This window comes from Catellatospora aurea, from assembly GCF_042663325.1.
Lineage (GTDB): Bacteria > Actinomycetota > Actinomycetes > Mycobacteriales > Micromonosporaceae > Catellatospora > Catellatospora aurea.
The window spans coordinates 17,933-41,423 of the sequence record NZ_JBHTAC010000063.1 but is presented as its reverse complement, the minus strand read 5'-3'; the positions used below and the strand labels follow the sequence as shown (position 1 = coordinate 41,423).

Genomic DNA, 23,491 nt, shown 5'->3' with positions numbered 1-23,491 from the left:
AAAAGTCGCGGCCTCAGGGCTGCCCTGAGGCCGCGACTTTTTAAGAGTTGCGCCAGGTGAGGCGGGCGGCGGCGCGGGTTACTCGGTCGCTGTCGCGGCGGCGTTCTGGATGAGTTTCGCGACCTGGTCCGGGTGGGAGATCATCACGACGTGGGACGCGCCGTCGACGACGACGGTCTCCTTCGAGCCGGCCCGCTGCGCCATGAAGGCCTGCGCCTGGGCGGGGATGTTCTTGTCCGCCGACCCGTACACGAACCACGACGGGATGTTCTTCCACGCCGCGTTCGCCGACGCCTCGTTCAGCGCCGCCTCGGTGATCGGGCGCTGGCCCGCCGCCATCAGCGCGGCCTGCTCGGCCGGCACGTCGGCGGCGAACTGGTCGCGGAACTTCGCCTGGTCGATGAACAGGTCGTTGCCGCCGCCCGGCAGCGCCACCGGCTTGGCCAGCGCCGGTCCGAGCGTGCTGCCCGGGAACTTGGCCGACAGCGCCGCCGCCGACTCGCCCACCTCGGGGGCGAACGCCGCGACGTACACCAGGGCCTTGACGTTCGGGTTGCCCTCGGCCGCGTTGGAGATCACACTGCCGCCGTAGGAGTGGCCGACCAGCACGATCGGCCCGCTGATGTTCTTGAGCACGGCGGCGACCTCGGCGGCGTCGCCCTTGACGCTGCGCAGCTCGTTCGGGACGGCCACCACCGGATACCCCTGCGCCTGCAGCAGCGGGATGACCCCGTTCCAGCTCGACGCGTCCGCGAACGCGCCGTGCACCAGTACGATCGTCGGTTTTGTCTGTTTCTGCGCGGCGGCGGACGGTGTGGCCAGCACCGCCAGCACCGTGGCGGCGGAGAGCGCGAGAACGCCCAGGAACCTGCTGCGACCCGACATGGTCGACTCCTCCCATTCCGGTTTCACGGCCCGGGGGTCGACCACGACCCAACCTACGCCAGGCGAACGACCGTCACCCCGGGTTCCCTGAGACGGCCGCCCCGCCGCCCTCGATCACCGGCCGCGCAGTCGCTATGGTTGCCGGGTGTTCAAGGCCCTCGTCTGCTTCATGCTGCTCTTCATCGCCATCGGGGCGATCGGGATGTGGCTCGCCACCCAGCGCCGCAAATCATCATGATCCACAGCACCCCCGCGCCGGCCCGTGGACGCCGGTAGCCTCAGCCTGCTGCTGACCGCCGCCACCGCCGCCGGGTGGGTGGACGCCGTGGTCGGCGGCGGCGGCCTGCTCCTGCTCCCCGCCCTGCTCATCGGCCTGCCCCCGCAGGTGCCGCTGGCCACCGCCCTGGGCACCAACAAGCTGACCGCGATCGCCGGGACCACCAGCGCCGCGATCACCTACGCCCGGCGCACCCGCATCGACTGGCGCGTCGCCGGACCCGCCGGAGCCATCGCCGTGTTCGTGTCCGGCCTCGGCGCGTGGCTGGCCATCGCCCTGACCCCGAACAAGGACGTCTACCGGCCCATCGTGCTGGCCATCCTGGTCGCCGTCGCGCTGTTCGTCACGTTCCGCCCGAACAACGGCATCTACGCCCACCCCGAACGCCGCACCCGCGAGCGCGCCGCGCTCGCCGTGGCACTGGCCGGCGGCGTCATCGCCCTGTACGACGGCATGATCGGCCCCGGCACCGGCACCTTCCTGGTGCTCACCTTCACCACCGTCATCGGCGCGGACTTCCTGCACGGCTCCGCCATGGCCAAGATCGTCAACGCGGGCACCAACCTCGGCGCGCTCATCGTGTTCGCGGCGGGCAATCACGTCTGGTGGGAGCTCGGCGCGGCCATGGCCGTCTGCAACATCATCGGCGCGCAGCTCGGCGCCCGGATGGCCCTCAAACGCGGCTCCGGCTTCGTGCGCATCGTGCTACTCGTGGTGGTGCTCGCCCTGATCGCCCGGCTGTCCTACGACCAGTGGCTGGCCTGACCGCCACCGCTCCGCCAGCGCGTGCGCGGCGACCCGCTCGATCACCAGGCTCACCGCGGGCCAGTGCTCCCGGCCCGGCCTGGTGATCGAGAACATGCGCCGCCGCACCGGCACCCCCGGCATCGGCACGAACCGCACCCCCGGATGCTCCGGCAGGTGACCGGGCACCAGCGCCACGCCCAGATCCGCCGACACCAGGTCCAGCACCAGATCCATGCTGTCCGCCCGATGTTCGATCATCGGCTGGTACGCCGCCAGCGCGCACACCCGCACCGCCAGCTCGTCGTCGGCCGGCCCGCGCGAGTTCACCACCCACGACTGCCCCGCCAGCGCGCACAGCCGCCCCGGCGCGTCGATCCGCTCCGGCAGGTCCCGCTCCGCCGGCACCGCCAGCACCATCGGCGTCTCGCACAGCTGCCGCACCGTGTACCCGTCCCACCCGCGCGGCACCAGGTCGTAGTCGTACACGAAACCCAGGTCGACGCGGTCCTCCTCCAGCAGGCGCAGCACCTCCGGCGGCTCCTGCTCCTGCAGCAGCAGCTGCAGCCCCGGAAACGACACCGCCAGCTCCCGCACCACCGGAATCAGGTCCCCCGACAGCACCGACGCGTACGCCGCCACGTGCACCGCCCCGCCCGGCTCCCCGCCCCGCGCCAGCGCCGCGCGGGCCGCGTCCACCGCCGCCAGGATCGGCCGCGCGTGCGTCACCAGCCGCCGCCCCGCCGGAGTCAGCCGGACCGTCCGCCCCGTGCGCTCGACCAGCGGAGCGCCCACCTGCCGGGTCAGCGTGGCCAACTGCTGCGACACCGCCGACGTGCCGTACCCCGTGGCCTCGGCGACCGCGCGCAGCGTGCCCCGGTCCGACAACTCGACGAGCACGCGCAGCAGCCTGGTGTCCACACCCCCATCATCCGCGAATCGCGGACGGTCCGTCCGCAGACCCGTGGTGGACGGCATGATCTTCATCCGGTGACATGGAGTGGTGACCGCAGTCGACATCACCGCCGGCACCACCCGCCGCCAGAGCACCGCCCCCGCCATCGGGCTGATCATGGGGTCGATGCTCTCCGTGCAGGTCGGCGCGGCCGCCTCCACCCGCCTGTTCGACGACATCGGCCCCGCCGGCACCGCCTGGCTGCGCGGCTGCTGGGCCGCCCTCGCCTTCCTGCTCATCGCCCGCCCCTCGCCGCGCTGGCTGCGCGCCCAGTCCCGGCACGACCTGCTCGGCGCGATCGGACTCGGCGTCGTCAGCGCCGCCATGAGCGTCGCCTTCTTCGAATCCATCGCCCGCATCCCGCTGGCCACCGCCGTAGCCCTCGAGTTCCTCGGCCCGCTGTCGCTGGCGGTGCTGCGCCGCACCGGCCGCTGGGGCCTGCTCTGGCCCGCGCTCGCCCTGGCCGGCGTACTCGCGCTGACCCGCCCCTGGCGCGGCGACATCGACCTCACCGGCGTCGCCCTCGCCCTCGTCGCCGCCGCGGGCTGGGCCGGCTACATCGTGCTCACCCAGCGCGTCGGCGACAGCTTCAGCGGCGTCAAAGGCCTCGCCATCGCCATGCCCGTATCGGCCGTCGCCGCCGCCGCCGTCGGCGCGCCACAGGCCCTGCCGAACCTCACCTGGGCCGTCCTCGTCCAGGCCGCCTGGCTGGCCCTGCTCCTGCCGGTCCTCCCGTTCGCCCTGGAACTGCTCGCCCTGCGCCGCCTCACCGTCGCCGCCTTCGGCACCCTGATGTGCCTCGAACCCGCGTTCGCCCTGCTCGTCGGCGCGACCGTGCTCCACCAGACCCCGCACCCGCTCCAGGTCGCCGGCATCGCCTTCGTCGTCGCCGCCGGCATCGGCGCCCAACGCAGCGGCCAGCGCTGAAACCAAAGGAAGGGCACCGTCGGCTCGCGCCAGCGAGACGAGCAGCGGCTCGGCACAACGCTCCGCGTTATAGAAGGTGCCCTTCCTAACCACCCACCTGCCATAGGCAGGGGTTATGCGGCTGTGGTCAGGGTGTGTTCGCGGTCGGCGGCGAGTTGGGCCAGGCGCGCCCGCACCTCGGCGTGACGCCCGTCGAGCTGCTGCCCGATCCGGCCGACCTGCTCGTCGCACTGCTTCGCACCGGCCAGCGCCTGCTTGATCCGGTCGCGTACGGCCAGGTCGGTGAAGATGTTGTCGAACCAGACGTCCAGGAAACGGGTCAGCCCGCTGATCTCCAACGCGGCCGCCGCACCGCCTCCGGGCACGTCGGCCAGCTCGGCGTTCAGCACGGCGATGCGCTGGTCGGCCAGGGCCGCCGCCTTCGCGGCCTCGTCGAGCCGGTCGTGCTTGATCGCGCTGCTGATCATCCCGCCGCCGAAGAACGTGTCGTACGTCGACCAGCCGTCGGCGCTGTCGAGCAGCTTGCGCAGGTCGTGCAGGGCCTTCGACGCGGCGGCGGCCGCGTGCTGGGCCTCGCGGATCTCCTTCAGCTCCGCCTCGGCCACGCCGCGCGCCTCGGCGAGGTCGAGCAGCCGCCGGGCGCGGTCACCGCCGCCGGCCGCCAGGGCCCGCTCCTTCTCGTCGAGCATCGCCGCATACCGTCCCGGCGCGTCCTCCAGGGCCGTCAACCGGGCGGCCACGCCGTCGAGTTCCCGGCGCAGGGCGCCCTCGTCGGCCTCCGCACGGGCCAGCCGGTACGCCGCGGCGTCGGCCTCGGCCCGCTCCCGCGCGATCGCGTCGTGGCGGGTGCCGCGCAGGGCCGCGATCACCCGGGTGAGGGTGACCGTCTCCAGGCGTACGACGTCGCGGGCCTCCCGGGCGTGCGCCCGCGTCAGCTCCCGCACCAGCGTCTCGGCCTCCCCGATCAGCCGCAGCAGTTCGCGATGCCGCGCGACGGCGGCCTGCCGCTCGCGGTGTGCCTCGGCCGCGGCCGCCAGCCGCGCTTCCATGTCCCCGTCTGCCATGACCCACATTGCAGCAGCCCCGGGCAAGACCCCGGCCCAGGCACGTGACCCGGAGCAGGCGCGACCGGTCGCCCGGCGGCGTCCCGAGGACGTCACTCCGGCTACGTGATCCTAGGACGCTAGGCTGAGAGCGGGCGCTGGCAGGCGGCCGCCCCGGTGGTCCACACTGGATCTCTGCCGAGCCCGCCGGACGAGGGAGTGGACCATCAACACCGTGCCGAGTGTGTCCGAGACGCTCCCCGGGGCCCGCGCGGCGATCCTGGCCCGGCTGTGGGGCGCGCTGGTGCGCGAGCCGCTGCCCGGCGTCGAGCGCCAGGTGTACGGCGGCGACGTCCGGGTCACCCTCGCCGGCGGCAAGCGGGTGATCGGTTCCGCCGCGATGGCCGAGCCGTTCGCCGTGCCGCCCGAGGGCCTGCGTGTCGTCACCGACGCCGGAGCCTTCGACGACCCGGTCGAGCTGCTGCGAGCGCTGAACCTGCCCGGTGACGGCGCACGCCTGACCGCGGAGGTCGCCGACAGCGTCGCCGGGCTCGCCCTGGCCCGCGCCGACCAGCCGTACCGGCCCGGCGGCGAGCCGACGCTGACCGTCCTGGCCGGACGCCCCGACGGGCTGGCCCTGCTGGAGCAGTCCGTGGTGGACGGCCACCCGCTGCACCCGTGCTGCCGCACCCGGCTGGGCATGTCCCAGGCCGAGGTGCTGCGCTACGCGCCCGAGCACCGGCCCACGGTGGAGCTGGAGGTGTTCACCGTGCCGGCCAAGCGCTGGCTGACGACCGGCGCGGGGCTCGCGCCGCGACTGCCGGTGCACCCGTGGCAGCGTGAGCACGTGCTGTCGGCGTACCCCTTCCTCAAACCCGACGGCGCGCGGATCGCGGCCAAACCGCTGATGTCGCTGCGCACCCTGGCCGCGGCCGCCGACCCGACCCGGCACTACAAGACCGCGGTCGACGTGCAGATGACCAGCGCGGTGCGGATCGTCTCCCCCGCCGCGGTGCGCAACGGCCCGGTCGTGTCGAAGCTGCTGGCCGTCGTCGCCGCGGACCTGGGCCTGCAGGTGTGGCCCGAGCTGGCCGCGGGCGCGGTGCTGGACACCGACGGCACGCCGCTGCGCAGCCTGGCCGTGGTGGTGCGGCGCGCCCCGAAGCCCGGCCCGAACGAGGTGATCCTGCCGGTCGCGGCGCTGGCCGCCCCGTCCCCGGCGGACGGCCGGCCGCTGATCAGGGAGGCGGTCCTGCTCGGCTACGGCGGCCACCCGGCCGGTTTCCTCGCCGACCTGGCCGCGCTGATCGTGCCGGCGCTGCTGACCCTGCTGCACCGCGGCGTCGCGCTGGAGGCGCACGGACAGAACCTGCTGGTCACGCTCACCCACGGGCGGCCGACCGGGCTGTCCTACCGCGACGTCGGCGGAGTGCGGCTGAGCCCCGAGCGGCTGCGCCGCCACGGCGTGGACGTGCCCCGCCTGCACGGCGACCTGGCCAGCGACGACCCGGCCCAGCTGCGGGCCAAGGCGCTGGGCTCGGGCCTGGCGGTGGCGCTCGGCGAGCCGATCGCGGTGCTGTCCCGCGAGTACGGCATCGAGCCGCGGCAACTGTGGCGGCTGGTCCGCGACCGGGTGGAGCAGGCGTACGACAACCTGCCGCCGTCGGCGGCCGCGGACGCGCGCTCGGTGCTCGGCGACCCGCTGCCGCTGAAGGCGACGACCGCGATGCGGCTGGCCGACGACCCGCTCGACGACGCCTGGGCGCAGCTGCCCAACCCGCTGGCCGCGTGATGCGCCCGCTCACCGACCCCATCGCCGCCGAGCTGGCGGACCTGGCCCCGCAGCTGCTGACCGGCTACTTCGACGCGCTGCCGCAGGCCCGGGTGACGGTGGCGACCCGGCTGGCCGAGGCGCTGTGGCGCGAGGACCTCGGCGACGCGCGCGCCCGCTTCCACGGCGAGCGGCACGGCTTCGACCGGGTGCTGCTCGGCCCGGTGGACGTCGACCCGGTCACCCTGGTCACCCACGAGGGCCTGCGCGCGGAGCTGGACAGCGCGGTGCACGGACTGGCGCTGGCGTACGCCCGCCGCGCCACCATAGACCCCGGTCACCGGGCCGCGGCGGCCGTCGTGGGCGCCGCCGACATGCTCGCGCTGCTCGACGGCACCGCACCCGACGAGCGCACCGCCCGGCTGGAGCAGCTCGCCGTCGAGGGGCACAACCTGCACCCGTGCGGACGCACGCGGCTGGGCTGGGGCACCGGCGACCTGATCGCGCACGACCTGGAGAGCGAGTCCACCGCGATCGGCTTCCTGGCCGTGCCCCGGGAGCTGGCGCTCGGCGACGACCTGTCCGAGCGGCTGGGCGTGCCGGCCCCCGGCGGGCGGCGGCTGCTGCCCGTGCACATCTGGCAGCTGCGGCACCTCACCGACCGGCACCCGGCACTGTTCGCCGACGGCACGCTGCGAGTGCTCGACGAGGTGCTGCCGGCGCGGCCCACCGCGGCGCTGCGCACCGTGCTGCCGCCGGGGTCGACGTACCTGAAGCTGTCGCTGGACATCCAGGTCACCTCGACCCGGCGCAGCATCTCCATCGCTTCCACCCGCAACGGCCCCGCGCTGAGCGAGGTGCTGGCCCGGCTGCTGGAGCTGGTGCCGGGCGGCGAACGGGTGCTGCTGATGGCCGAGCCCGCAGGCGTGGCCGGGCTGCTGGAGGACGGCCGCCAGCTCAGCACGATCGTGCGCGACGGGCTGGGCGGGCGGCTCACCGCCGACGAGCAGCCTGTCCCGGCGAGCTCGCTGGCCGCGATCGACCCGGTCACCGGGCGCACATTGCTGGCCGGGGTCGTCGACCGGTACGCGAGCACCCGCGCCCTGGCGGACCCGAAGGCGGCGGCATCGGGCTTCCTGCGGGAGTACGCCGCGCTGCTGCTGCCGCCGGTGCTGGCGCTGGCCGCCCGGCACGGCATCGGCCTGGAGGCGCACCTGCAGAACTGCGTGCCGACGTTCCGGCACGGCGTCCCGCACCGGCTCGCCCTGCGGGACCTGGCCGGGCTGCGGGTGCATCACCCGCGGCTGGCGGCTTCCGGGGCCCGGCTGCAGCTGTGGCCCGGCTCGGTGATCGGCACCGAGGACGAGGCGGTGCTGCTGTCGAAGGTGGCGTACACCGCGTTTCAGGCGCACCTTGGCGAGCTGGTGCTGCGGCTGGGGCAGTCGCACCGTCTGGCCGCCGACGCCGCATGGCGGATCGTGCGCGAGGTCGTGGACGAGAGCCTGGCCGGGCATCCCGACCACGCCTTCTACACGGCCGCGACGGTGCCGCACAAGGCGCTGACCCGGATGCGGCTGGCCGGCGCGGGCGACCTCTACGTCCCGGTGCAGAATCCGCTGTATGCCCTCTGATCAGCGCTCCCCGCACCGCGACACCCGCCGGACGGCTCCCTCGTCCGGCGGGGCCGCATCCGTCCCGGAAGTGTCCGGATCATGGACACCCGGGATGACGGACGCGGCTCCGGCAGGCCCGCACGGGGTCCCGGAGCGGATCGCGGCGGCGTTGCGCGGCCTCGACGGGCCGGTCTGCGCCTACGTCTACGGCCCCGGCGTGCTGCGGGGGCGGGTCGAGGAGCTGGGCCGGGCGCTGCCCGGGGTGACCGTCTGCTACGCGGTGAAGGCCAACGGGCATCCCGCGATCGTCGGCGCGGCCGCCGACGTCTGCGACGGGCTGGAGGTCGCGTCCGGCGGCGAGCTGGCCCTGGCCGAGGCGGCCGGGGCAGGGCGGATCGTGTTCGGCGGCCCGGCCAAGACCGACGCCGAGCTGGCGTACGCGCTGCGCCTGAGCGCCGCCGCGGACGTGACCGTGAACGTGGAGAGCGTGCACGAGCTGCGCCGGTTGAGCCTGCTCGCGCAGCGGGCGGGCGCCACGGCGACGATCACGCTGCGGGTGAACCGCGCCGACGCCGGGCTGCCCGGCACGCACGCGATGACCGGCGCGCCGACCCCGTTCGGCGTCGAGGAGGCGCAGCTGCCCGAGGCGGTCGCGCTGGCCCGCTCGCTGCCCGGCCTGGACCTGGCCGGATGGCACCTGCACGCGGTCTCCAACAACCTCGACGCGGCCGCGCACTCGGCCTTCCTCGCCGAGGCGCTGCGCTGGTCGGCGGCCACGTCGCTGCGGCTGGGCGTGCCGCTGCGCACGGTGAACGCCGGCGGCGGCTTCGGCGTCGACTACGCCGGTGACGCGGGGTTCGCACTGGACGAGCTGCGGGTCAGCGTGCCGGACGGGGTCGAGCTGGTCGTCGAGCCGGGACGGTGGCTCGCCGCGGACGCGGGCTGGTACGCCGCCGAGGTGCTCGACCTCAAGCGCGCCCACGGGCGGTGGTTCGCGGTGCTGCGCGGCGGCACGCACCACTTCCGGCTGCCCGCGGCGTGGGGATACGACCACCCGTTCACGGTGCTGCCGGTGGACCGGTGGGCGTACCCGTGGCCGCGGCCGGAGGTCGCCGGGGTGGCGGTGGACGCCGTCGGCGAGCTGTGCACACCGCGCGACGTGCTCTGCCGCGGCCGGCACGTGGACCGGCTGCGGGTCGGTGACCTGCTGGTGTTCGCGCGGACCGGGGCGTACGGCTGGGACATCTCGCACCACGCGTTCCTGCGGCATCCCGAGCCCGATTTCCTCGTCATCTGACCGCGCAGAGTGACCCTGCGATCTACCCAGCGAATCGGATGATCACGAGATGGTCCGCCCTGTTCGACCTGGCTTGACAAGGTCCTAGACTGTGCCGGTTCCACCACGAGTTGTGGTGCGCAACACCCCCCTCTCACCCCCCTCGACACCCCTCGAAAGCGGAGGCCCCGATGCCGAACGGCCGTAGTTCCACGGTCCGATCGCACCGGCGCGGTGGTGGCCGTCGCCGCAGCATCGCACCGTGGATCGTCATCCCGACGGCGCTCGTGCTGATCGGTTCCGGTGCGACCATCGGCTACGTGTACGTCATCAAGGACTCGTGCAGCGGCAGCACCCAGGCCACTGTCGTGGCCGAGCCGGGAACCGCCAACCTGCTGCGCGCGCTGGCCGGCAAGTGGGCCGAGACCAACCCGTCGGTCGACGGTGTCTGTGCCTCGGTGACGATCGGCGAGCAGGACACCGCCGCAACCGTACGCGCGCTGACCCGCGAATGGGACACGGCCGTCTCCGGCCCGGCGCCCGACGTGTGGGTCCCACCGTCCAGCGCCTGGGTGAAGGCGGCCGCCGCCACCAGCGAGGCAGCCGACAAGGTCCTGCCGGACCGGCTGCCGAGCGTGGCGCGTACGCCGGTGGTCATCGCCATGCCGCAGGCCGCGGCCGAGAAACTCGGCTGGCCCGACGCGAAGCTCGACTGGAAGGACCTGCTCGACAAGCTCGCCAAGGACAGCTCCGTCAAGGTCGGCATGAGCGACCCCGCGGCGTCCACGGCGGGCCTGCTCGCGCTGTCGGCGATCATCGACGCCGACGACAACACCGAGGTCGACCCGGAGGAGCTGGGCCGCGTCTTCGCGCTGGAGCAGCGCATGGCGCTCTACAAGACGACCACCGAGGAGCTGTTCGCCGAGTACGTCAGCGGCGGCGGCAAGACGGTGAACGCGTTCCCCGCCCTGGAGCAGGACGTGGTGCGGCACAACGCCGAGCACCCCGACCTGCCGCTGGTGGCCGTCTACCCGCAGAACGCCACCACCGAGGCCGACAACCCGTACCTGGTGCTCAAGAACGCCGCCTGGACCACCCCGGAGCGCTCCGCCGCGGCCGAGGCGTTCCTGAGCTACCTGCGCGGCGACGCCGCCCGCGGTGAGGTGCAGAAGCAGGGCTACCGCGACTCCAACCGCCAGCCCGGTCCGCAGCTGTCCCCCGCCAACGGCGTGATCAGCAAGCTCACCGCCCTGCCGGGCGGCGTGCTGCTCACCGAGTCGATCACCAAGACGACGGAGACCTGGACGGCGCTCACCCGCCCCACCAACATGCTGCTGGTGCTCGACGTGTCGGGTTCCATGGGCGGCGTGGTGCGGGGCACCGGCGGCCAGACCAAGCTCGACCTGACCAAGGCGGGCGCGCAGGAAGCCGTCGACATGTTCGGCGACGACGCGCAGGTCGGCCTGTGGAGCTTCTCCTCCAAGCAGAGCGGCAACAAGGCGTACAAGGAACTGGTGCCGCTGGGCAAGATGGCCGAGGAGGTCTCGGGCAAGCCTCGCCGCGACCAGCTCACGTCGAAGCTCAAGGCCCTGGAGCCGGGCGGCGCCACGGGCATGTACGACACGGTCTGGGCGGCGTACCAGACGATGCAGAAGAACTACGTGCCGGGTGCGACGAACATGATCGTGCTGCTGTCCGACGGCGCGGACGACGACCAGCTGCAGGGCCTCAAGCTCGAGCAACTGATCGAGAAGATCAACGGCGCGGACAAGGAGCGGCCGGTCAAGGTCGTCACCATCGCCCTGGGCAAGCCGTCCAACAGCGAGGCCCTCAAGAAGATCTCGGCCGCCACGAAGGTCAGCACGTACAGCTCCGAGCGCTCGTACGACATCGGCAACGTCCTGCGCGCCGCCATCTTCGACTTCCAGTGACCACCCGGCGGCCCGGCCGCCCCTCCCAGCGCAACTTTTAAAGACTCGCGGCCTCAGGACTGTCCTGAGGCCGCGAGTCTTTAAGAGTCGCGGAACGGGTCAGATCAGGCCGTGGAGGGCGGCGCGGACCGGGGCGGCCTTGGCGGCGGCCTCGGCGACCTCGGCGGCGGGGTCGGAGTCGATGGTGATGCCGCCGCCCGCCCAGACGTGCAGGTCCTGGCCGTCGGCGGCGACCGTGCGGATGGTCAGGCCGAGGTCGATGCCGTCGGGGCCGATCCAGCCGAGCGCGCCCATGCTGACGCCGCGGCCGACCGGCTCCAGAGCGGCGATCTCGCGCAGCGCGGCGAGCTTGGGCGCGCCGGTGACCGAGCCGCCGGGGCAGATCGCCCGGAGCAGCTCCGCCAGCCCGGTGCCGGGCCGCAGCAGCGCGGTCACCTCGGACTCGGCCTGCCACAGGTCGGCCCAGCGGCGTACGGCGAACAGCTCGGGCACGCGTACCGTGCCGGTCTGCGCGACGTGCGAGAGGTCGTTGCGCTGCAGGTCGACGATCATGATGTGCTCGGCGCGTTCCTTGGGCGAGCAGAGCAGCTCGACCCGGCCGGCCTCGGTGGCCGGCGTGGTGCCTTTGATGGGCCGGGTGACCGCGTGCCCGCCACGGACCTCCAGCAGGGTCTCCGGGGAGGCGCAGCCGATCGCCCAGCCGTCGCCCTGCAGGATCCCGGCGTACCGGGCCCCGCCCAGCCGGGTCACCCGGCGCAGCGCGGGCAGCGGGTCCCCGTGGTAAGCGGCCGCGGCGTGGCCGACCATGTTGACCTGGTAAACGTCGCCGCGGGCGATGGCCTCACGGACCGACTCCACCGCCTCGGCATGGCGCGAAGGGCTCCAGGAGGGCCGCCACGGGCCGAGCCGCCACGCGCCCACCGTTCGGCCGAGGTCGCCCGCGGACGGCTCCTGGAGGCGTAGGTTTGCCGTGTGTTCGTATACCACGACGACCACGTCCGGCACGGCCGGCGCGGGGCTGGGCGCCCCGAGGCAGCCGCCGATCATGGCAGCCCCGCCCGCCGCGGACGCGAACAGCGCGGCGCCGCAGACCTCATGGGCCAGCCCCGCCAGGGACGGCCCGGACAGGTCGCCGACCGGCAGCCCGTGCCGGGCCAGGAAGTTCTCCACCAGCGTGGCCGGATCGCCCGGGTCGCCCACACGCCACTCCAGCCGGGAGCGTTCCCATGCCTGGTCACGGCACGTCGCCGGAATGCCGGGAATATCCCTGGCCATCCCGTGGGTGGGGGCTAGACCGACTGGCTTCATTCCGCTCGTCCGAAAGGTTGATATCTAGAAAGGCCCTGCGTTACCTGCTCGTAAAAGGCTCGTTCGGCTTGGTAGCGTGCGTCACTGTTGTGATCGACAGCACACCGGCGACGGACGGTCTCAGATCGAGCTTCCAACGCCACCACCCCTAACCGAATCGCGGAGAACCCCGATGTTGTGCCAGCACCAACCGGTCTGCCCCTCAGCCGACGCGATCGACCACGACGCCGCCAAGGTCGTCGCGTCCTTCCCTGAGCAGGGCTGGAGCCTGCTCTGCAACGGCGTCATCGTTTTCGAGGACACCGGCGAGCTGCTCCCCGACGGGTCGAGCATCGCTCCGCACCGCGGTCCCGCGGTGCACGCCATGGCCTGACCCTAACGGCGAAGACCCGGGGCGCGACGGAGCGCCCCGAAAGATCAGTAAAACACCCGCCGAGCCGGCCCGAAGCCCGCGTCGTATGGACGCCTCCCCGGGCCGGCGGCAGCAGACCTCAGGCGAACGCCTCCGGCGGCGGGCACGAGCAGACCAGGTTCCGGTCCCCGAAGGCGCCGTCGATGCGCCGGACCGGCGGCCAGTACTTTCCGGCGCGCTCCGACGCGCTCACCAGACCCGGGTAGGCCGCGACCGAGCGCGGGTACGCGTGGTCCCAGGAGTCCCCGGTCACCATCGACGCCGTGTGCGGCGCGTTGACCAGCGGGTTGTCATCGGCCGGCCACTCCCCCGCGCCGACCTTGTCGATCTCGCGGCGGATCGAGATCATCGCGTTGACGAAGCGGTCCAGCTCGCCCAGGTCCTCGCTCTCGGTCGGCTCCACCATCAGGGTGCCGGCGACCGGGAACGACATCGTCGGGGCGTGGAAGCCGTAGTCGATCAGGCGCTTGGCCACGTCGTCCACGGTCACGCCGGTGGCCTTGGTGATCGGCCGCAGGTCGAGGATGCACTCGTGGGCGACCAGGCCCTTGTTGCCGCTGTACAGCACCGGGTAGTGCTCCTTCAGCCGGGCCGCGACGTAGTTGGCCGCCAGCACCGCGGTGCCGGTCGCGGCCGCCAGGCCGTCCGGGCCCATCATGCGCAGGTACGCCCACGGGATGGGCAGGATGCCGGCGCTGCCGTGCGGGGCCGCGCTGATCGCCGACACGTCCTTGGTGCCCGGCAGGTACGGAGCCAGGTGCGAGCGCACCGCCACCGGGCCGACGCCGGGGCCGCCGCCACCGTGCGGGATGCAGAACGTCTTGTGCAGGTTCAGGTGCGACACGTCCGCGCCGAACTTGCCCGGCTTGGCGAAGCCGACCAGCGCGTTGAGGTTCGCACCGTCGACGTACACCTGGCCGCCGGCCTCGTGCACCTTGGCGCACAGCGAGGCGATGCCGGTCTCGTACACGCCGTGCGTCGACGGGTAGGTGACCATGATCGCGGCGAGGTCGTCGCGGTGCTTGTCGATCGCCCGGTCGAGGTCGACCAGGTCCACGTTGCCGGAGTCGTCGCAGGCCACCACGACCACGCGCATGCCGGCCATCACGGCGCTGGCCGCGTTGGTGCCGTGCGCGCTGGACGGGATCAGGCACACGTCGCGGTGGGCCTCGCCGTTGGCGCGGTGGTACGCCCGGATCGCCAGCAGGCCGGCCAGCTCGCCCTGGGAACCGGCGTTCGGCTGCACGCTGACCGCGTCGTACCCGGTGACCTCGGCCAGCCAGCCCTCCAGCTGAGCGATCATGTCGCGGTAGCCGGCGGTCTGGTGCTGCGGCGCGAACGGGTGCAGCTGGCCAAACTCGGGCCAGGTCACCGCTTCCATCTCGGTGGTGGCGTTGAGCTTCATGGTGCACGAGCCCAGCGGGATCATGCCGCGGTCCAGCGCGTAGTCGAGGTCCGACAGGCGGCGCAGGTAGCGCAGCATCGCCGTCTCGCTGTGGTGGCTGGAGAACACCTCGTGGGTCAGGAACTCGGTGTCGCGGGCCAGCTCCGCCGGGATCGCGGTGGCCTCGCGGGGCTCGGCCAGCGCCACCCCGAACGCGGCGCAGACCGCCTTCAGGTGCGCGACCGTGGTGGTCTCGTCGCAGGACACGCTCACCCGGTCGGCGTCGACCAGGCGCAGGTTGATCCCGTCGCGCTCGGCGGCGGCGACCACGGTCTGCGCGCGGCCCGGCACGACCGCGGTGACCGTGTCGAAGAACGCGGTGTGCGCGACCTCGACGCCGCCGGTGAGCAGGCTGACCGCCAGGCGGCTCGCGCTGTCGTGCGCGTGCCGGGCGATCTTCCGCAGCCCGTCCGGACCGTGGTAGACGGCGTACATGCTGGCCATGACGGCGAGCAGCACCTGCGCCGTGCAGATGTTGCTGGTCGCCTTCTCGCGGCGGATGTGCTGCTCACGGGTCTGCAGGGCGAGCCGGTAGGCGCGGGTGCCGTCGGCGTCCTTGGAGACGCCCACCAGGCGGCCGGGCAGCGAGCGCTCCAGGCCGGCGCGCACCGCGAGGTAGCCGGCGTGCGGGCCGCCGAAGCCCATCGGCACGCCGAAGCGCTGGGCGCTACCGCAGGCGATGTCCGCGCCGACGCTGCCCGGGGCGCGGACCAGGGTCAGCGCCAGCAGGTCCGCGGCCACCGACACCAGGGCCTGGCGGGCGTGCGCGGTCTCGATCAGGGCGGCGTGGTCGCGCAGCGCGCCGGACGCGCCCGGGTACTGCAGTTGCAGGCCGAAGAACTGCTCGGGCAGCTCCTCGGTGTCGAGGTCGAGGACCAGGACCTCGATGCCGAGCGGCTCGGCCCGGGTGGCGATCACGTCGATGGTCTGCGGCAGCGTGTCCGCGTCGACGACGAACACGTTGCTCTTGCTCTTGGACGACCGGCGGGCCAGCGTCATCGCCTCGGCGGCGGCGGTGCCCTCGTCGAGCATGGAGGCGTTCGCGGTGGCCAGGCCGGTGAGGTCGGTGACCACGGTCTGGAAGTTGAGCAGGGCCTCCAGCCGGCCCTGGCTGATCTCCGGCTGGTACGGCGTGTAGGCCGTGTACCAGGCCGGGCTCTCCAGCACGTTGCGCTTGATCACGCCGGGCACGTGGGTGCCGTAGTAGCCCAGGCCGATCATGGAGGTGGCGACCGTGTTGCGGTCGGCGAAGGCGCGCAGCTCGGCGATGGTCTCGGCCTCGGTCGCGGCGGCGGGCAGGTCCAGCGCGCCGTGCCAGCGGATCACCTCGGGGATGGCGGCGTCCATCAGCTCCTCGATCGAGGAGTAGCCGATGGCGTTGAGCATGCGCTCGGTCTGGTCGGAACCGGGACCGATGTGGCGTTCTACGAAGGCGCTCAATGTGTGCTCCGGGGTCGAGGACTATGGATAGCCCTCCCCCTCTGTCACGGGCGATGCTCGTGAGCCTCGCCACGGCGGGTCGCGCCGCTCCAGAGTCGCCATGCCCGTACGGTTCGGGTGCCTGAGAGGTTCCGGGGAGGAATTGCCCCTTCGGCGCCGCTTTACGCGGACTCTCCCACACGGGTGTGCCGGCACCGCCCACGCTACCAGCACGTGTGCCCCGCCACCGTAACCCACACCACTCCCCACCCCCATGTCGATCTCCCCGCGCCCACCCCTCCCCGCCGCAACTCTTAAAGACATGCGCCCACCAGGGCCGTCTGACGCCGCAAGTCTTTAAGAGTTGCGGCAGGAGGGCGGGGCGGGGCGGGGGTCAGGGCAGGAGGACGACCTTGCCGGTGGTGGCGCGTGTCTCCAGGGCGGTGTGGGCGCGGGTGGCTTCGGCGAGCGGGAAGGTGGTGATCGCCGGGGTGAGCCAGCCCTCGGCGGCGTCGCGCAGGGCCTGCTCCTCCAGGGGGCGCAGGCTACCGGCGACCTTCAGCATGGCCGGGCCGATCGCCGACGAGGCGATGATGCCCCGGGCGTACAGGTCCTGGGTGGTGAGCTGGGTCGGCGCGCCCGCGGAACCACCGAAGATCAGGAAGCGGCCGAGCGGGGCGAGCAGTTCCAGGGCCGCGCGGCCCTGCTCGCCGCCGACGCCGTCGAGGACCACGGTCAGGTCGCGTTCGCCAAGTTCGGCGCGCACCTTGTCGGCCCAGCCCGGGTCCAGGTAGTCGGCGGCGATGTCGGCTCCGTTGCGCTGGACCCGGGCCACCTTGTCCGGGCCGCCTGCCGCCCCCACGACCAGCGCCCCGGCCCGCTGCGCCGCCTGCACGAGCAGCGTGCCCAGGCCACCCGCCGCGCCGGTGACCAGCACCGCGTCGGCGTCGGTCAGGCGCGCCAGGCGCAGCACACCGACCGCGGTCCGGCCGGTGCCGATCATCGCCACCGCGGCCGGGGCGCTGAGCTGCTCGGGGATCTCGTGCAGGGAGGCAACGGCGGCGACCGCACGGGAGGCGTACCCGCCGCTGGTCATGCCCAGGTGCGCGACCACGCGCCGGCCCAGCCAGGCCGGGTCGACGCCCGGCCCGATGCCGCCCACCCGGCCGGCGACCTCGCGGCCCGGCGTCATCGGCAGCCGCGGCGGCGGGAACGGCCCGGGGCTGCCGGAGCGGATCGTGGTGTCGATGAGGTGCACCCCGGCGGCCTCGACCTCGACCAGCACCTGCCCCTCGCCTGGCGTCGGGTCGTGGACCTCCTCGAAGCGGAGGTTCTCGGCGGGGCCGAACTCGTACTGCCGGATGGCGTGCATGGGCGCTCCTGGGTGTGCGTCGGTTGCCGACGACGCTAGGAGTTCAAGTGCACTTGAGGTCAAGCCGCGACGCGGGCGACGTGCCTCAGGCCGCCTGCTTGGCCAGCGCGCGGACCGCGTCCAGCAGCACGTCGACGTCCTCGGCGGTCGTGTAGTGGTAGATGCCGGCCCGCACCGCGCCGCCGGAGTCCCGCAGGCCCATCGTGTGGAAGTACTCCCACGCGTAGTAGTCCCCGGCGAACGCGCAGATCCCCGCGTCGCCGAGCGCCTTGGACGTCTCGGCCGGGTGCGTCGACCCGACCCGGAACGACACCGTCGGGCACCGGTCGGCCGGGGCCGGGCACAGCGACACCCCGTCGATCGCGGCGAGCCCGTCCACGAGCCGGGCGAACAGCTCCGCCTCGTAGTCGCGTACCGCGGCCAGCGAGGTCAGCAGGCGCTCGCGCCGGGACCCGGTCGCGGCCGGGTCCAGGCCCGCCAGGTGGTCGACGGCGGCGGTGACCCCGGCCAGGGACGCGAAACTCGGCGTGCCGAACTCGAAGCGCTCCGGCACCGCGTCGCTGGACGGGCGCAGCTTCGCCGGGAACATCCCCGCCCACAGCGCGGGGTCCGCCGCACAGGCGGCCAGGTGCGGGCCCGACCACTTGTACGCGCTGGTCACGTAGAAGTCCGCGCCGAGCGCCGCGACATCGGTCGGCTGGTGCGGCGTCGCGTGCACGCCGTCCACGAAGACCAGCGCCCCGGCGGCGTGCGCGATCGCGGCGATGGCGGGCACGTCCGGCCGGGTGCCGATCGCGTTGCTGCCCGCCGTCACCGCGACCAGCCGGGTGCGGTCGTTGACCAGGTCCTTGTACTGCCAGGTCGGCAGCTCGCCGGTGGCCGGGTCGAACTCGGCCCAGCGCACGGTCGCGCCCTGCTCCTCGGCGACCTGCACCCACGGGCGCACGTTCGAGTCGTGATCCAGCCGCGAGACGACCACCTCGTCGCCCGGACCCCACGACTGGCCGAGCGTGCGGGCGACCAGGTACACCAGCGACGTCGCGCTGTTGCCGAAGACCACTCCGGCCGGGTCCGCGCCGAGCAGGTCGGCCACCGCGCGGCGGGCGTCCGCGACGATCCCGATCGCGCGCCGGCCGGGCGCGAACGCGTCGCTGCGGTTGGCCACCGCACCCCGGTACACGGCGTCGACCGCCTGCGCGACCGGCTCCGCGACCAGCGAGCCCGCGGCCGCGTCGAAGTGCCGGAAACCCTCACCCAGAGCCGGGTACGCAGCGCGAGCCCGCGCGATGTCGAACGCCATGCCGCCACCCTAACCACCCGCCCGCTCCCCGTCATGATCCAAACGGCCGGTGTCCACGCCACGGGCGTAGCCGCAGGTCGTAAGGTGGGCTGGTGGCGGAGATCGTGCAGCTGCTGGCGTCGGGGGTGCGGCGGTTTCAGGGGCGGCCCGCGGACGGGCCGTCGCCGGCGCCGCCGGGTGAGCTGGTCGAGCAGGTGCGGATCCGGGCGCAGCTCGGCATCGTCGGGGACCGGTACTTCGGCAGGCAGGCGCACCGGGACGCGAGCGTGACCGTGATCGCGCAGGAGTCGCTGCCGCCCGGCGCGGACCTGACCCACGTCCGGCGCAACATCCTGACCAGCGGCATCGCCGTCGACGACCTGGTCGGCTCGGTGCTGGTGCTCGACTCCGGGCACGGGCCGGTGCGGCTGCGCGTCAACCGCCCGGCGCACCCCTGCGCCTGGATGGACGTGACCATCGGCCCCGGCGCCTGGCGGGCGCTGCGCGGCAAGGGCGGCATCCGCTGCACACCGCTCGACGACGGCATCCTGCGCGTCGGCCCGGTCCAGGTCTCGACCGCCCCCATTCCCCCCGCGTAGCGCGGGCGGCCCGTCGTGGACCGCCCGCGGTTCTCACCAGGGTTCGGGGCCGTCCTCGCTGAAGAAGCCCGCGGTCGGGCCGTCATCGGGCAGCGTGGCGAGCCGCACCCCGACGGCCGCGCCCTGCGCCGGCGTACGCGGACCGGCGTGCCCGTTGAGGTCGGTCGCGCAGTAGCCGGGATCGGCCGCGTTCACCTTGATCGCCGTGCCGCGCAGCTCGTTGGCGTAGGAGACGGTGACCGAGTTCAGCGCGCTCTTCGACGCGTTGTACGCCAGCAGCGGGAACGGCGCGTACGGCCCGTCCGGATCGCTGGTCAGCGCGAGCGAGCCCAGCCCGCTGGACAGGTTGACGATCCGCCCCGCCGGAGCCCGCCGCAGCAGCGGCAGCAGCGCGTTGGTCACCCGCACCACGGCGTACACGTTGACGGCGAAGGTCCGCTCCAGCACCTCCACCGGCATGGTGCTGGGCCGCTGGCCGCGTTCGAGCAGGATGCCCGCGTTGTTGACCAGGATGTCGAGGCGGCCGTGCGCCAGTTCGATCCGGGCGGCGACCGCCGACACCGACACCGGATCGGTCACGTCCAGCTCCAGCGCCGTCGCGGTGATCCCCTCGGCGGCCAGTTTCTCGGCCGCGGCCGAACCGCGCTCCGCGTCACGCGCCCCGACCAGCACCGTCACCCCGGCCAGGCCGAGCCCTCGCGCGATCTCGTACCCGATTCCCTTGTTGGCCCCCGTCACGAGGGCGACCTTCGCTTCGCTCATGCCGCCGAGCCTGCGGTGTCGCCCGCGTGTTGAGGAGAGCACGGCTGAACCAGGGACCGGCGGTCCCTGGATGGCCGCCGCCCGCCCCGCGCATGATGGCGGCATGGATCGCCGCCAGCTCGCCGAGTTCCTGCAGAGCCGACGCGCCCGCGTGCAGCCCGCCGACGTGGGCCTGCCCGCCGGGACCCGACGGCGCACACCCGGCCTGCGGCGCGAGGAGGCGGCACGGCTCGCCGGGATCTCGGTCGACTACTACACACGGCTGGAACAGGCCCGCGGACCACGCCCGTCGCGGCAGGTGCTGTCCGCGCTGGCCCGCGCCCTGCGCCTGTCCGACGACGAGCGCGCCCACCTGTACCACCTGTCCGGCGAGCTGCCCGCCCCGCCGATCGGCCCCAGCCCCGACGTGCCCGCGGGCATCCTGCACCTGCTCGACCGGCTCGACGACACCCCCGCGTACGTCATCGACGTCAAGTACGAGATCCTCGCCTGGAACCCGATGGCCGCCGCCCTGCTCGGCGACCCGACGACCTGGCCGCCCGGCCGCCGCAACATGCTGTGGAACATGTTCGGCAGCGAGCTGAGCGCGATCGCGCTGGCCGACCCGCAGTCGTCCGCGTTCGCCGACGAGTGCGTCGCCGAGCTGCGCGCCGCCGCCGCCCAGTATCCGCAGGACCCCGGCATCCACGGCCTCATCGCCCGGCTGCGCGCGGCCAGCCCGGAGTTCGTCCGGCGGTGGGAGCAGCTACGGGTGTACGTCCGGCGCGGCTCGACCACCAAGCACGTCCGCCATCCTGTGATCGGCGAGCTGACCCTGGAGTGCGAGGTCCTCGACGTCGCCGGCCACGGCCAGCGCCTGATCGTCTACACCGCCGCCCCCGGCACCCCGTCCGCCGACGCCCTCAAACTCCTCGGCGTCGTCGGCACCCAATGGCCCGCCGACTACCTCACCTGACTCCCCTCCCCGTGCGGACGCCCGGGTTCCGTGGGGTTTCCCTGCACTTTCAAGGAAACTGCGCGATCAGGGGTGGCAATTGCTGCAGTTTCCTTGAAAGTGCAGCGGGGTCACGGCTTGGGTGTCCCGTCCTTGGACGGGATACCAGGAAGCGCAGGAGGTCCGTCCACATTCACGAACCGCCTGCTGTCGATCCGGCGGCCGCTCGTTCGTACAGAAGGAGACGGGCCGGCGCGGTCGGCCGTGAGCGGCAGGGAGAGACGTATGCGCAAGCTGATGGTCATCGAGTTCGTGACGCTGGACGGGGTCGTGCAGAGCCTCGGGTCCCCGGACGAGGACCGCGACGGCGGCTTCGAGCACGGTGGCTGGGCCGCGCCGTACTTCGACGAGGTCCAGGCGTCGGCGGCCGGCGAAGGACTCAAGGACACGACGGCGTACCTGTTCGGGCGGCGCACCTACGAGAAGATGGCCGCGTTCTGGCCCACCCAGCCCGACGACAACCCGATGGCGGCCCACCTCAACGCCACCCCCAAACACGTCGCCTCCCGAACCCTGACCCACGTGGACTGGCCTGGCGCGTCGGTGCTTCAGGGCGACCTGGCTCAAGCAGTGCGCGACCTCAAAGCGCAGGGCGACGGGGTGATCGCCGTGCTCGGCAGTGGCGTGCTCGTGCAGGAGCTGATCGCCGCCGGTCTCGTCGACGGATACCGGCTGTTCCTGCATCCGCTGCTGCTGGGCGCCGGCAAGCGGCTGTTCAACGAAATGCCCCGCCCGCAGCGGCTCCGCCTCGTCGACAGCACCCCGACCAGCACCGGCGTGCTCATGCTCGGCTACGACGTCGTCTGACCCGAGGTCACAGCACGGGCAGGTAGGCGGTGCGGCCGGACGCTCTGGCCGCCATCGCTGCTGTCGCCCGGTTCGCGGTATGTGCAGGGAGCAGGGTCACGCACTCGGCCAGCGGAAAGAACGCGGCCCGTTCGATCTCCTCCGCGTCCGGGTCGACGGTGATCCCGCTGGACACAGACCCGCCGTCGAACAGGAAATACATGATCGCGCTCGGCCGGTGTCCCATCGGCGGCGCCCAGTCGACGACGAGCAGCCCGCCCAGTTCGATCTTGAGACCGATCTCCTCGGTCAGCTCGCGCGCAGCGGCGACGTGCGGCGGCTCGCCCGCCTCGATCATCCCGCCGGGAAACGCCCAGTGATCCCGATAGTTCGGCTTGACCAGCAGAAGGCGATCGTGCTCGTCGGTGACGAGAACATCTGCCGCGGCATAGAAGGTCGGCAGGCTCCGGTACCAGATCTCAGGCTCGACCCATGCCACTGCATCAGGGTACGCCTGCGGCGAGCACTGTCTCGCCAAGGACGATCACCTCATCGGCTCGTGAATCGCTGCGATGCTTCCCCAACGCCGTCAGCAACGTCCGGATCCGGTCCTCGACGCGATTCGAGCGGACACGCTCGGCCAGACGCACCGCGGTCCGGCCGAATGCCGTCGCCTGTTCCAAGTCGCCGTTCTCCGCATGGACCGTAGCCAGCAGCGCCGTATGGAGCGCCTCTGTCCTGACCCCTCCCACGCTGATGGTCAGCGCGGCGTGGCGTCGGCATATCCCAGCGCCCGAGCCGGCTGCCCCAGGTCGCGGAAACAGCGAATGGCGGTTCCCGCATGATGGGCCGCACTGAAATAGGTGGCCCAGGACGGCCCGCCGTCAGGCTGCCGTCCCATCGCCGCCTCCGCGTCCGCCAGGGCGCGGTACGCGCCGGTTCGGTCACCGGTGCCGGCCCTGGCGCTCGCTGCGGCTGTCTGGATCCGTGCCATGACACTCGACGCCGACCCTCGCGCAGCCTCGACGGCTGCTGAACTCAACTGGACCGCCTCACCGGGTTTACCCATGAACACGGCCTGGGTCGCCATGTTGGCCAGCACGTGCGCCCCGAAGGCGCGGTCGCCCGACGCCTTCGACAGGCGCAACGCCTGGACATACGCCCGCTGAGCGAGTCCCATCGCACCGCCGTCGTACGCCATGAACCCGAGCTGAGCGGTCAATTCGGCCGCCGCGGCGAAGAGTTCACGTCCGATCGCGTCGGTATAGGTTCCGTTCAGCAACGGGGCAACTTCGCGATGAAGGAACTCGGCGACGAAAGTGCGCGCGTAACCACCGCCGTGCCGACGATCGAGATCGAAGAACTGTCGCTGGATGGTCCGCAACACATCGACGTCGGCGGCGGTCACCCGCCCGTCTCCGGCCCGTTCGACCGTGCTGTCGTCCGGGTCGAACAGCCAGCGCCACCCCGCGCGAGTCGACGCCTCATCGGTCACGGACATCGCCAGCGCCAGCGACCGCCTGACCACCGTGTAACGCCACAGGCGCGTCGCGACGTCGACCGCCTCGGAAGTTCGCGCGGTACGCCGACGCGCAGGCGGCGTATGGAGCACATCTGCTGTCGGTGCACCGCCGGGAAGCGACCGGCTGCTGTCGGCAGTGCGGCCGCGTCCACCCCTGCGATCTGCGGATGCG

21 protein-coding genes and 1 riboswitch are annotated in these 23,491 nt (G+C 73.0%); of the genes, 10 read left to right on the top strand and 11 right to left on the bottom strand.

Going from position 1 to position 23,491, the window contains the following annotated elements:
- Window positions 1-78: 78 nt before the first annotated feature.
- Window positions 79-885, bottom strand: coding sequence for an alpha/beta fold hydrolase (locus tag ACFQO7_RS35220; RefSeq protein ID WP_376810456.1), 807 nt, complete (start codon window positions 883-885; stop codon window positions 79-81).
- Between the two features lie 262 nt (window positions 886-1,147).
- Between ACFQO7_RS35220 and ACFQO7_RS35215 the strand changes: the two genes are divergently transcribed.
- Window positions 1,148-1,927 carry a sulfite exporter TauE/SafE family protein gene (locus ACFQO7_RS35215; protein ID WP_376810455.1) on the top strand — a complete coding sequence of 260 codons (780 nt, stop codon included), beginning with the start codon at window positions 1,148-1,150 and terminating at the stop codon, window positions 1,925-1,927.
- On the opposite strand, the gene ACFQO7_RS35210 is transcribed toward ACFQO7_RS35215, so the two are convergent.
- Entirely contained in the window at window positions 1,868-2,827 is a 960-nt protein-coding gene (locus ACFQO7_RS35210; RefSeq protein WP_376810454.1) for a LysR family transcriptional regulator, read from the bottom strand. The two genes, ACFQO7_RS35215 and ACFQO7_RS35210, sit on opposite strands and share 60 nt — an antisense overlap.
- A gap of 82 nt (window positions 2,828-2,909) precedes the next feature.
- Here ACFQO7_RS35210 and ACFQO7_RS35205 point away from each other — a divergent pair, with 82 nt between their 5' ends.
- Window positions 2,910-3,788, top strand: coding sequence for an EamA family transporter (locus tag ACFQO7_RS35205; RefSeq protein ID WP_376810453.1), 879 nt, complete (start codon window positions 2,910-2,912; stop codon window positions 3,786-3,788).
- Window positions 3,789-3,901: 113 nt separating this feature from the next.
- On the opposite strand, the gene ACFQO7_RS35200 is transcribed toward ACFQO7_RS35205, so the two are convergent.
- Window positions 3,902-4,852, bottom strand: a complete 951-nt coding sequence (locus tag ACFQO7_RS35200; RefSeq protein WP_376810452.1) for a hypothetical protein — start codon at window positions 4,850-4,852, stop codon at window positions 3,902-3,904.
- 223 nt (window positions 4,853-5,075) lie between these two features.
- Between ACFQO7_RS35200 and ACFQO7_RS35195 the strand changes: the two genes are divergently transcribed.
- The 4 genes from ACFQO7_RS35195 to ACFQO7_RS35180 all read left to right on the top strand — a co-directional run bounded on the left by ACFQO7_RS35195 (window position 5,076) and on the right by ACFQO7_RS35180 (window position 11,422).
- The gene (locus ACFQO7_RS35195; RefSeq protein ID WP_376810451.1) at window positions 5,076-6,623 is read left to right on the top strand and encodes an IucA/IucC family protein; all 1,548 of its coding nucleotides are present in this window, start codon (window positions 5,076-5,078) and stop codon (window positions 6,621-6,623) included.
- On the top strand, window positions 6,623-8,233 hold the full coding sequence (locus ACFQO7_RS35190) for an IucA/IucC family protein (RefSeq protein WP_376810457.1): 1,611 nt from the start codon (window positions 6,623-6,625) through the stop codon (window positions 8,231-8,233). The genes ACFQO7_RS35195 and ACFQO7_RS35190 overlap by 1 nt, the downstream gene beginning before the upstream one ends.
- A gap of 94 nt (window positions 8,234-8,327) precedes the next feature.
- Window positions 8,328-9,512 carry an alanine racemase gene (locus ACFQO7_RS35185; protein WP_376810450.1) on the top strand — a complete coding sequence of 395 codons (1,185 nt, stop codon included), beginning with the start codon at window positions 8,328-8,330 and terminating at the stop codon, window positions 9,510-9,512.
- Between the two features lie 170 nt (window positions 9,513-9,682).
- On the top strand, window positions 9,683-11,422 hold the full coding sequence (locus ACFQO7_RS35180; RefSeq protein WP_376810449.1) for a substrate-binding and VWA domain-containing protein: 1,740 nt from the start codon (window positions 9,683-9,685) through the stop codon (window positions 11,420-11,422).
- A 99-nt stretch (window positions 11,423-11,521) separates the two neighbouring features.
- Here ACFQO7_RS35180 and ACFQO7_RS35175 read toward each other — a convergent pair whose 3' ends face one another.
- On the bottom strand, window positions 11,522-12,730 hold the full coding sequence (locus ACFQO7_RS35175; RefSeq protein WP_376810448.1) for a chorismate-binding protein: 1,209 nt from the start codon (window positions 12,728-12,730) through the stop codon (window positions 11,522-11,524).
- Between the two features lie 175 nt (window positions 12,731-12,905).
- On the opposite strand from ACFQO7_RS35175, the gene ACFQO7_RS35170 reads away from it, so the two are divergent.
- Window positions 12,906-13,103, top strand: coding sequence for a DUF5999 family protein (locus ACFQO7_RS35170; RefSeq protein WP_120321268.1), 198 nt, complete (start codon window positions 12,906-12,908; stop codon window positions 13,101-13,103).
- Window positions 13,104-13,221: 118 nt separating this feature from the next.
- Here the strand turns inward: ACFQO7_RS35170 and gcvP are convergent, their stop codons facing one another.
- The 3 genes from gcvP to ACFQO7_RS35155 form a co-directional block, all read right to left on the bottom strand.
- Complete coding sequence (gene gcvP, locus ACFQO7_RS35165; protein ID WP_376810447.1) at window positions 13,222-16,026, bottom strand: aminomethyl-transferring glycine dehydrogenase; 2,805 nt, start codon at window positions 16,024-16,026, stop codon at window positions 13,222-13,224.
- Between the two features lie 99 nt (window positions 16,027-16,125).
- Window positions 16,126-16,214, bottom strand: a riboswitch (glycine riboswitch).
- 185 nt (window positions 16,215-16,399) lie between these two features.
- Window positions 16,400-17,377, bottom strand: a complete 978-nt coding sequence (locus tag ACFQO7_RS35160) for a zinc-binding dehydrogenase (RefSeq protein ID WP_376810446.1) — start codon at window positions 17,375-17,377, stop codon at window positions 16,400-16,402.
- Window positions 17,378-17,462: 85 nt separating this feature from the next.
- Window positions 17,463-18,677, bottom strand: a complete 1,215-nt coding sequence (locus ACFQO7_RS35155) for a cysteine desulfurase-like protein (protein ID WP_376810445.1) — start codon at window positions 18,675-18,677, stop codon at window positions 17,463-17,465.
- A gap of 92 nt (window positions 18,678-18,769) precedes the next feature.
- Between ACFQO7_RS35155 and ACFQO7_RS35150 the strand changes: the two genes are divergently transcribed.
- Window positions 18,770-19,255 carry a molybdenum cofactor biosysynthesis protein gene (locus ACFQO7_RS35150; protein ID WP_376810444.1) on the top strand — a complete coding sequence of 162 codons (486 nt, stop codon included), beginning with the start codon at window positions 18,770-18,772 and terminating at the stop codon, window positions 19,253-19,255.
- A 33-nt stretch (window positions 19,256-19,288) separates the two neighbouring features.
- On the opposite strand, the gene ACFQO7_RS35145 is transcribed toward ACFQO7_RS35150, so the two are convergent.
- On the bottom strand, window positions 19,289-20,017 hold the full coding sequence (locus ACFQO7_RS35145; RefSeq protein WP_376810443.1) for an SDR family oxidoreductase: 729 nt from the start codon (window positions 20,015-20,017) through the stop codon (window positions 19,289-19,291).
- A gap of 103 nt (window positions 20,018-20,120) precedes the next feature.
- On the opposite strand from ACFQO7_RS35145, the gene ACFQO7_RS35140 reads away from it, so the two are divergent.
- Window positions 20,121-20,972, top strand: a complete 852-nt coding sequence (locus tag ACFQO7_RS35140) for a helix-turn-helix transcriptional regulator (protein ID WP_376810442.1) — start codon at window positions 20,121-20,123, stop codon at window positions 20,970-20,972.
- 264 nt (window positions 20,973-21,236) lie between these two features.
- On the top strand, window positions 21,237-21,818 hold the full coding sequence (locus tag ACFQO7_RS35135) for a dihydrofolate reductase family protein (RefSeq protein WP_376810441.1): 582 nt from the start codon (window positions 21,237-21,239) through the stop codon (window positions 21,816-21,818).
- A 7-nt stretch (window positions 21,819-21,825) separates the two neighbouring features.
- Here the strand turns inward: ACFQO7_RS35135 and ACFQO7_RS35130 are convergent, their stop codons facing one another.
- The 3 genes from ACFQO7_RS35130 to ACFQO7_RS35120 all read right to left on the bottom strand — a co-directional run bounded on the left by ACFQO7_RS35130 (window position 21,826) and on the right by ACFQO7_RS35120 (window position 23,292).
- Entirely contained in the window at window positions 21,826-22,296 is a 471-nt protein-coding gene (locus ACFQO7_RS35130) for an NUDIX domain-containing protein (RefSeq protein ID WP_376810440.1), read from the bottom strand.
- Between the two features lie 4 nt (window positions 22,297-22,300).
- A complete protein-coding gene (locus ACFQO7_RS35125) occupies window positions 22,301-22,480 on the bottom strand; it encodes a hypothetical protein (RefSeq protein ID WP_376810439.1) in 180 nt (59 codons plus the stop codon).
- Between the two features lie 77 nt (window positions 22,481-22,557).
- A complete protein-coding gene (locus ACFQO7_RS35120) occupies window positions 22,558-23,292 on the bottom strand; it encodes a hypothetical protein (protein WP_376810438.1) in 735 nt (244 codons plus the stop codon).
- Window positions 23,293-23,491 lie beyond the last annotated feature (199 nt).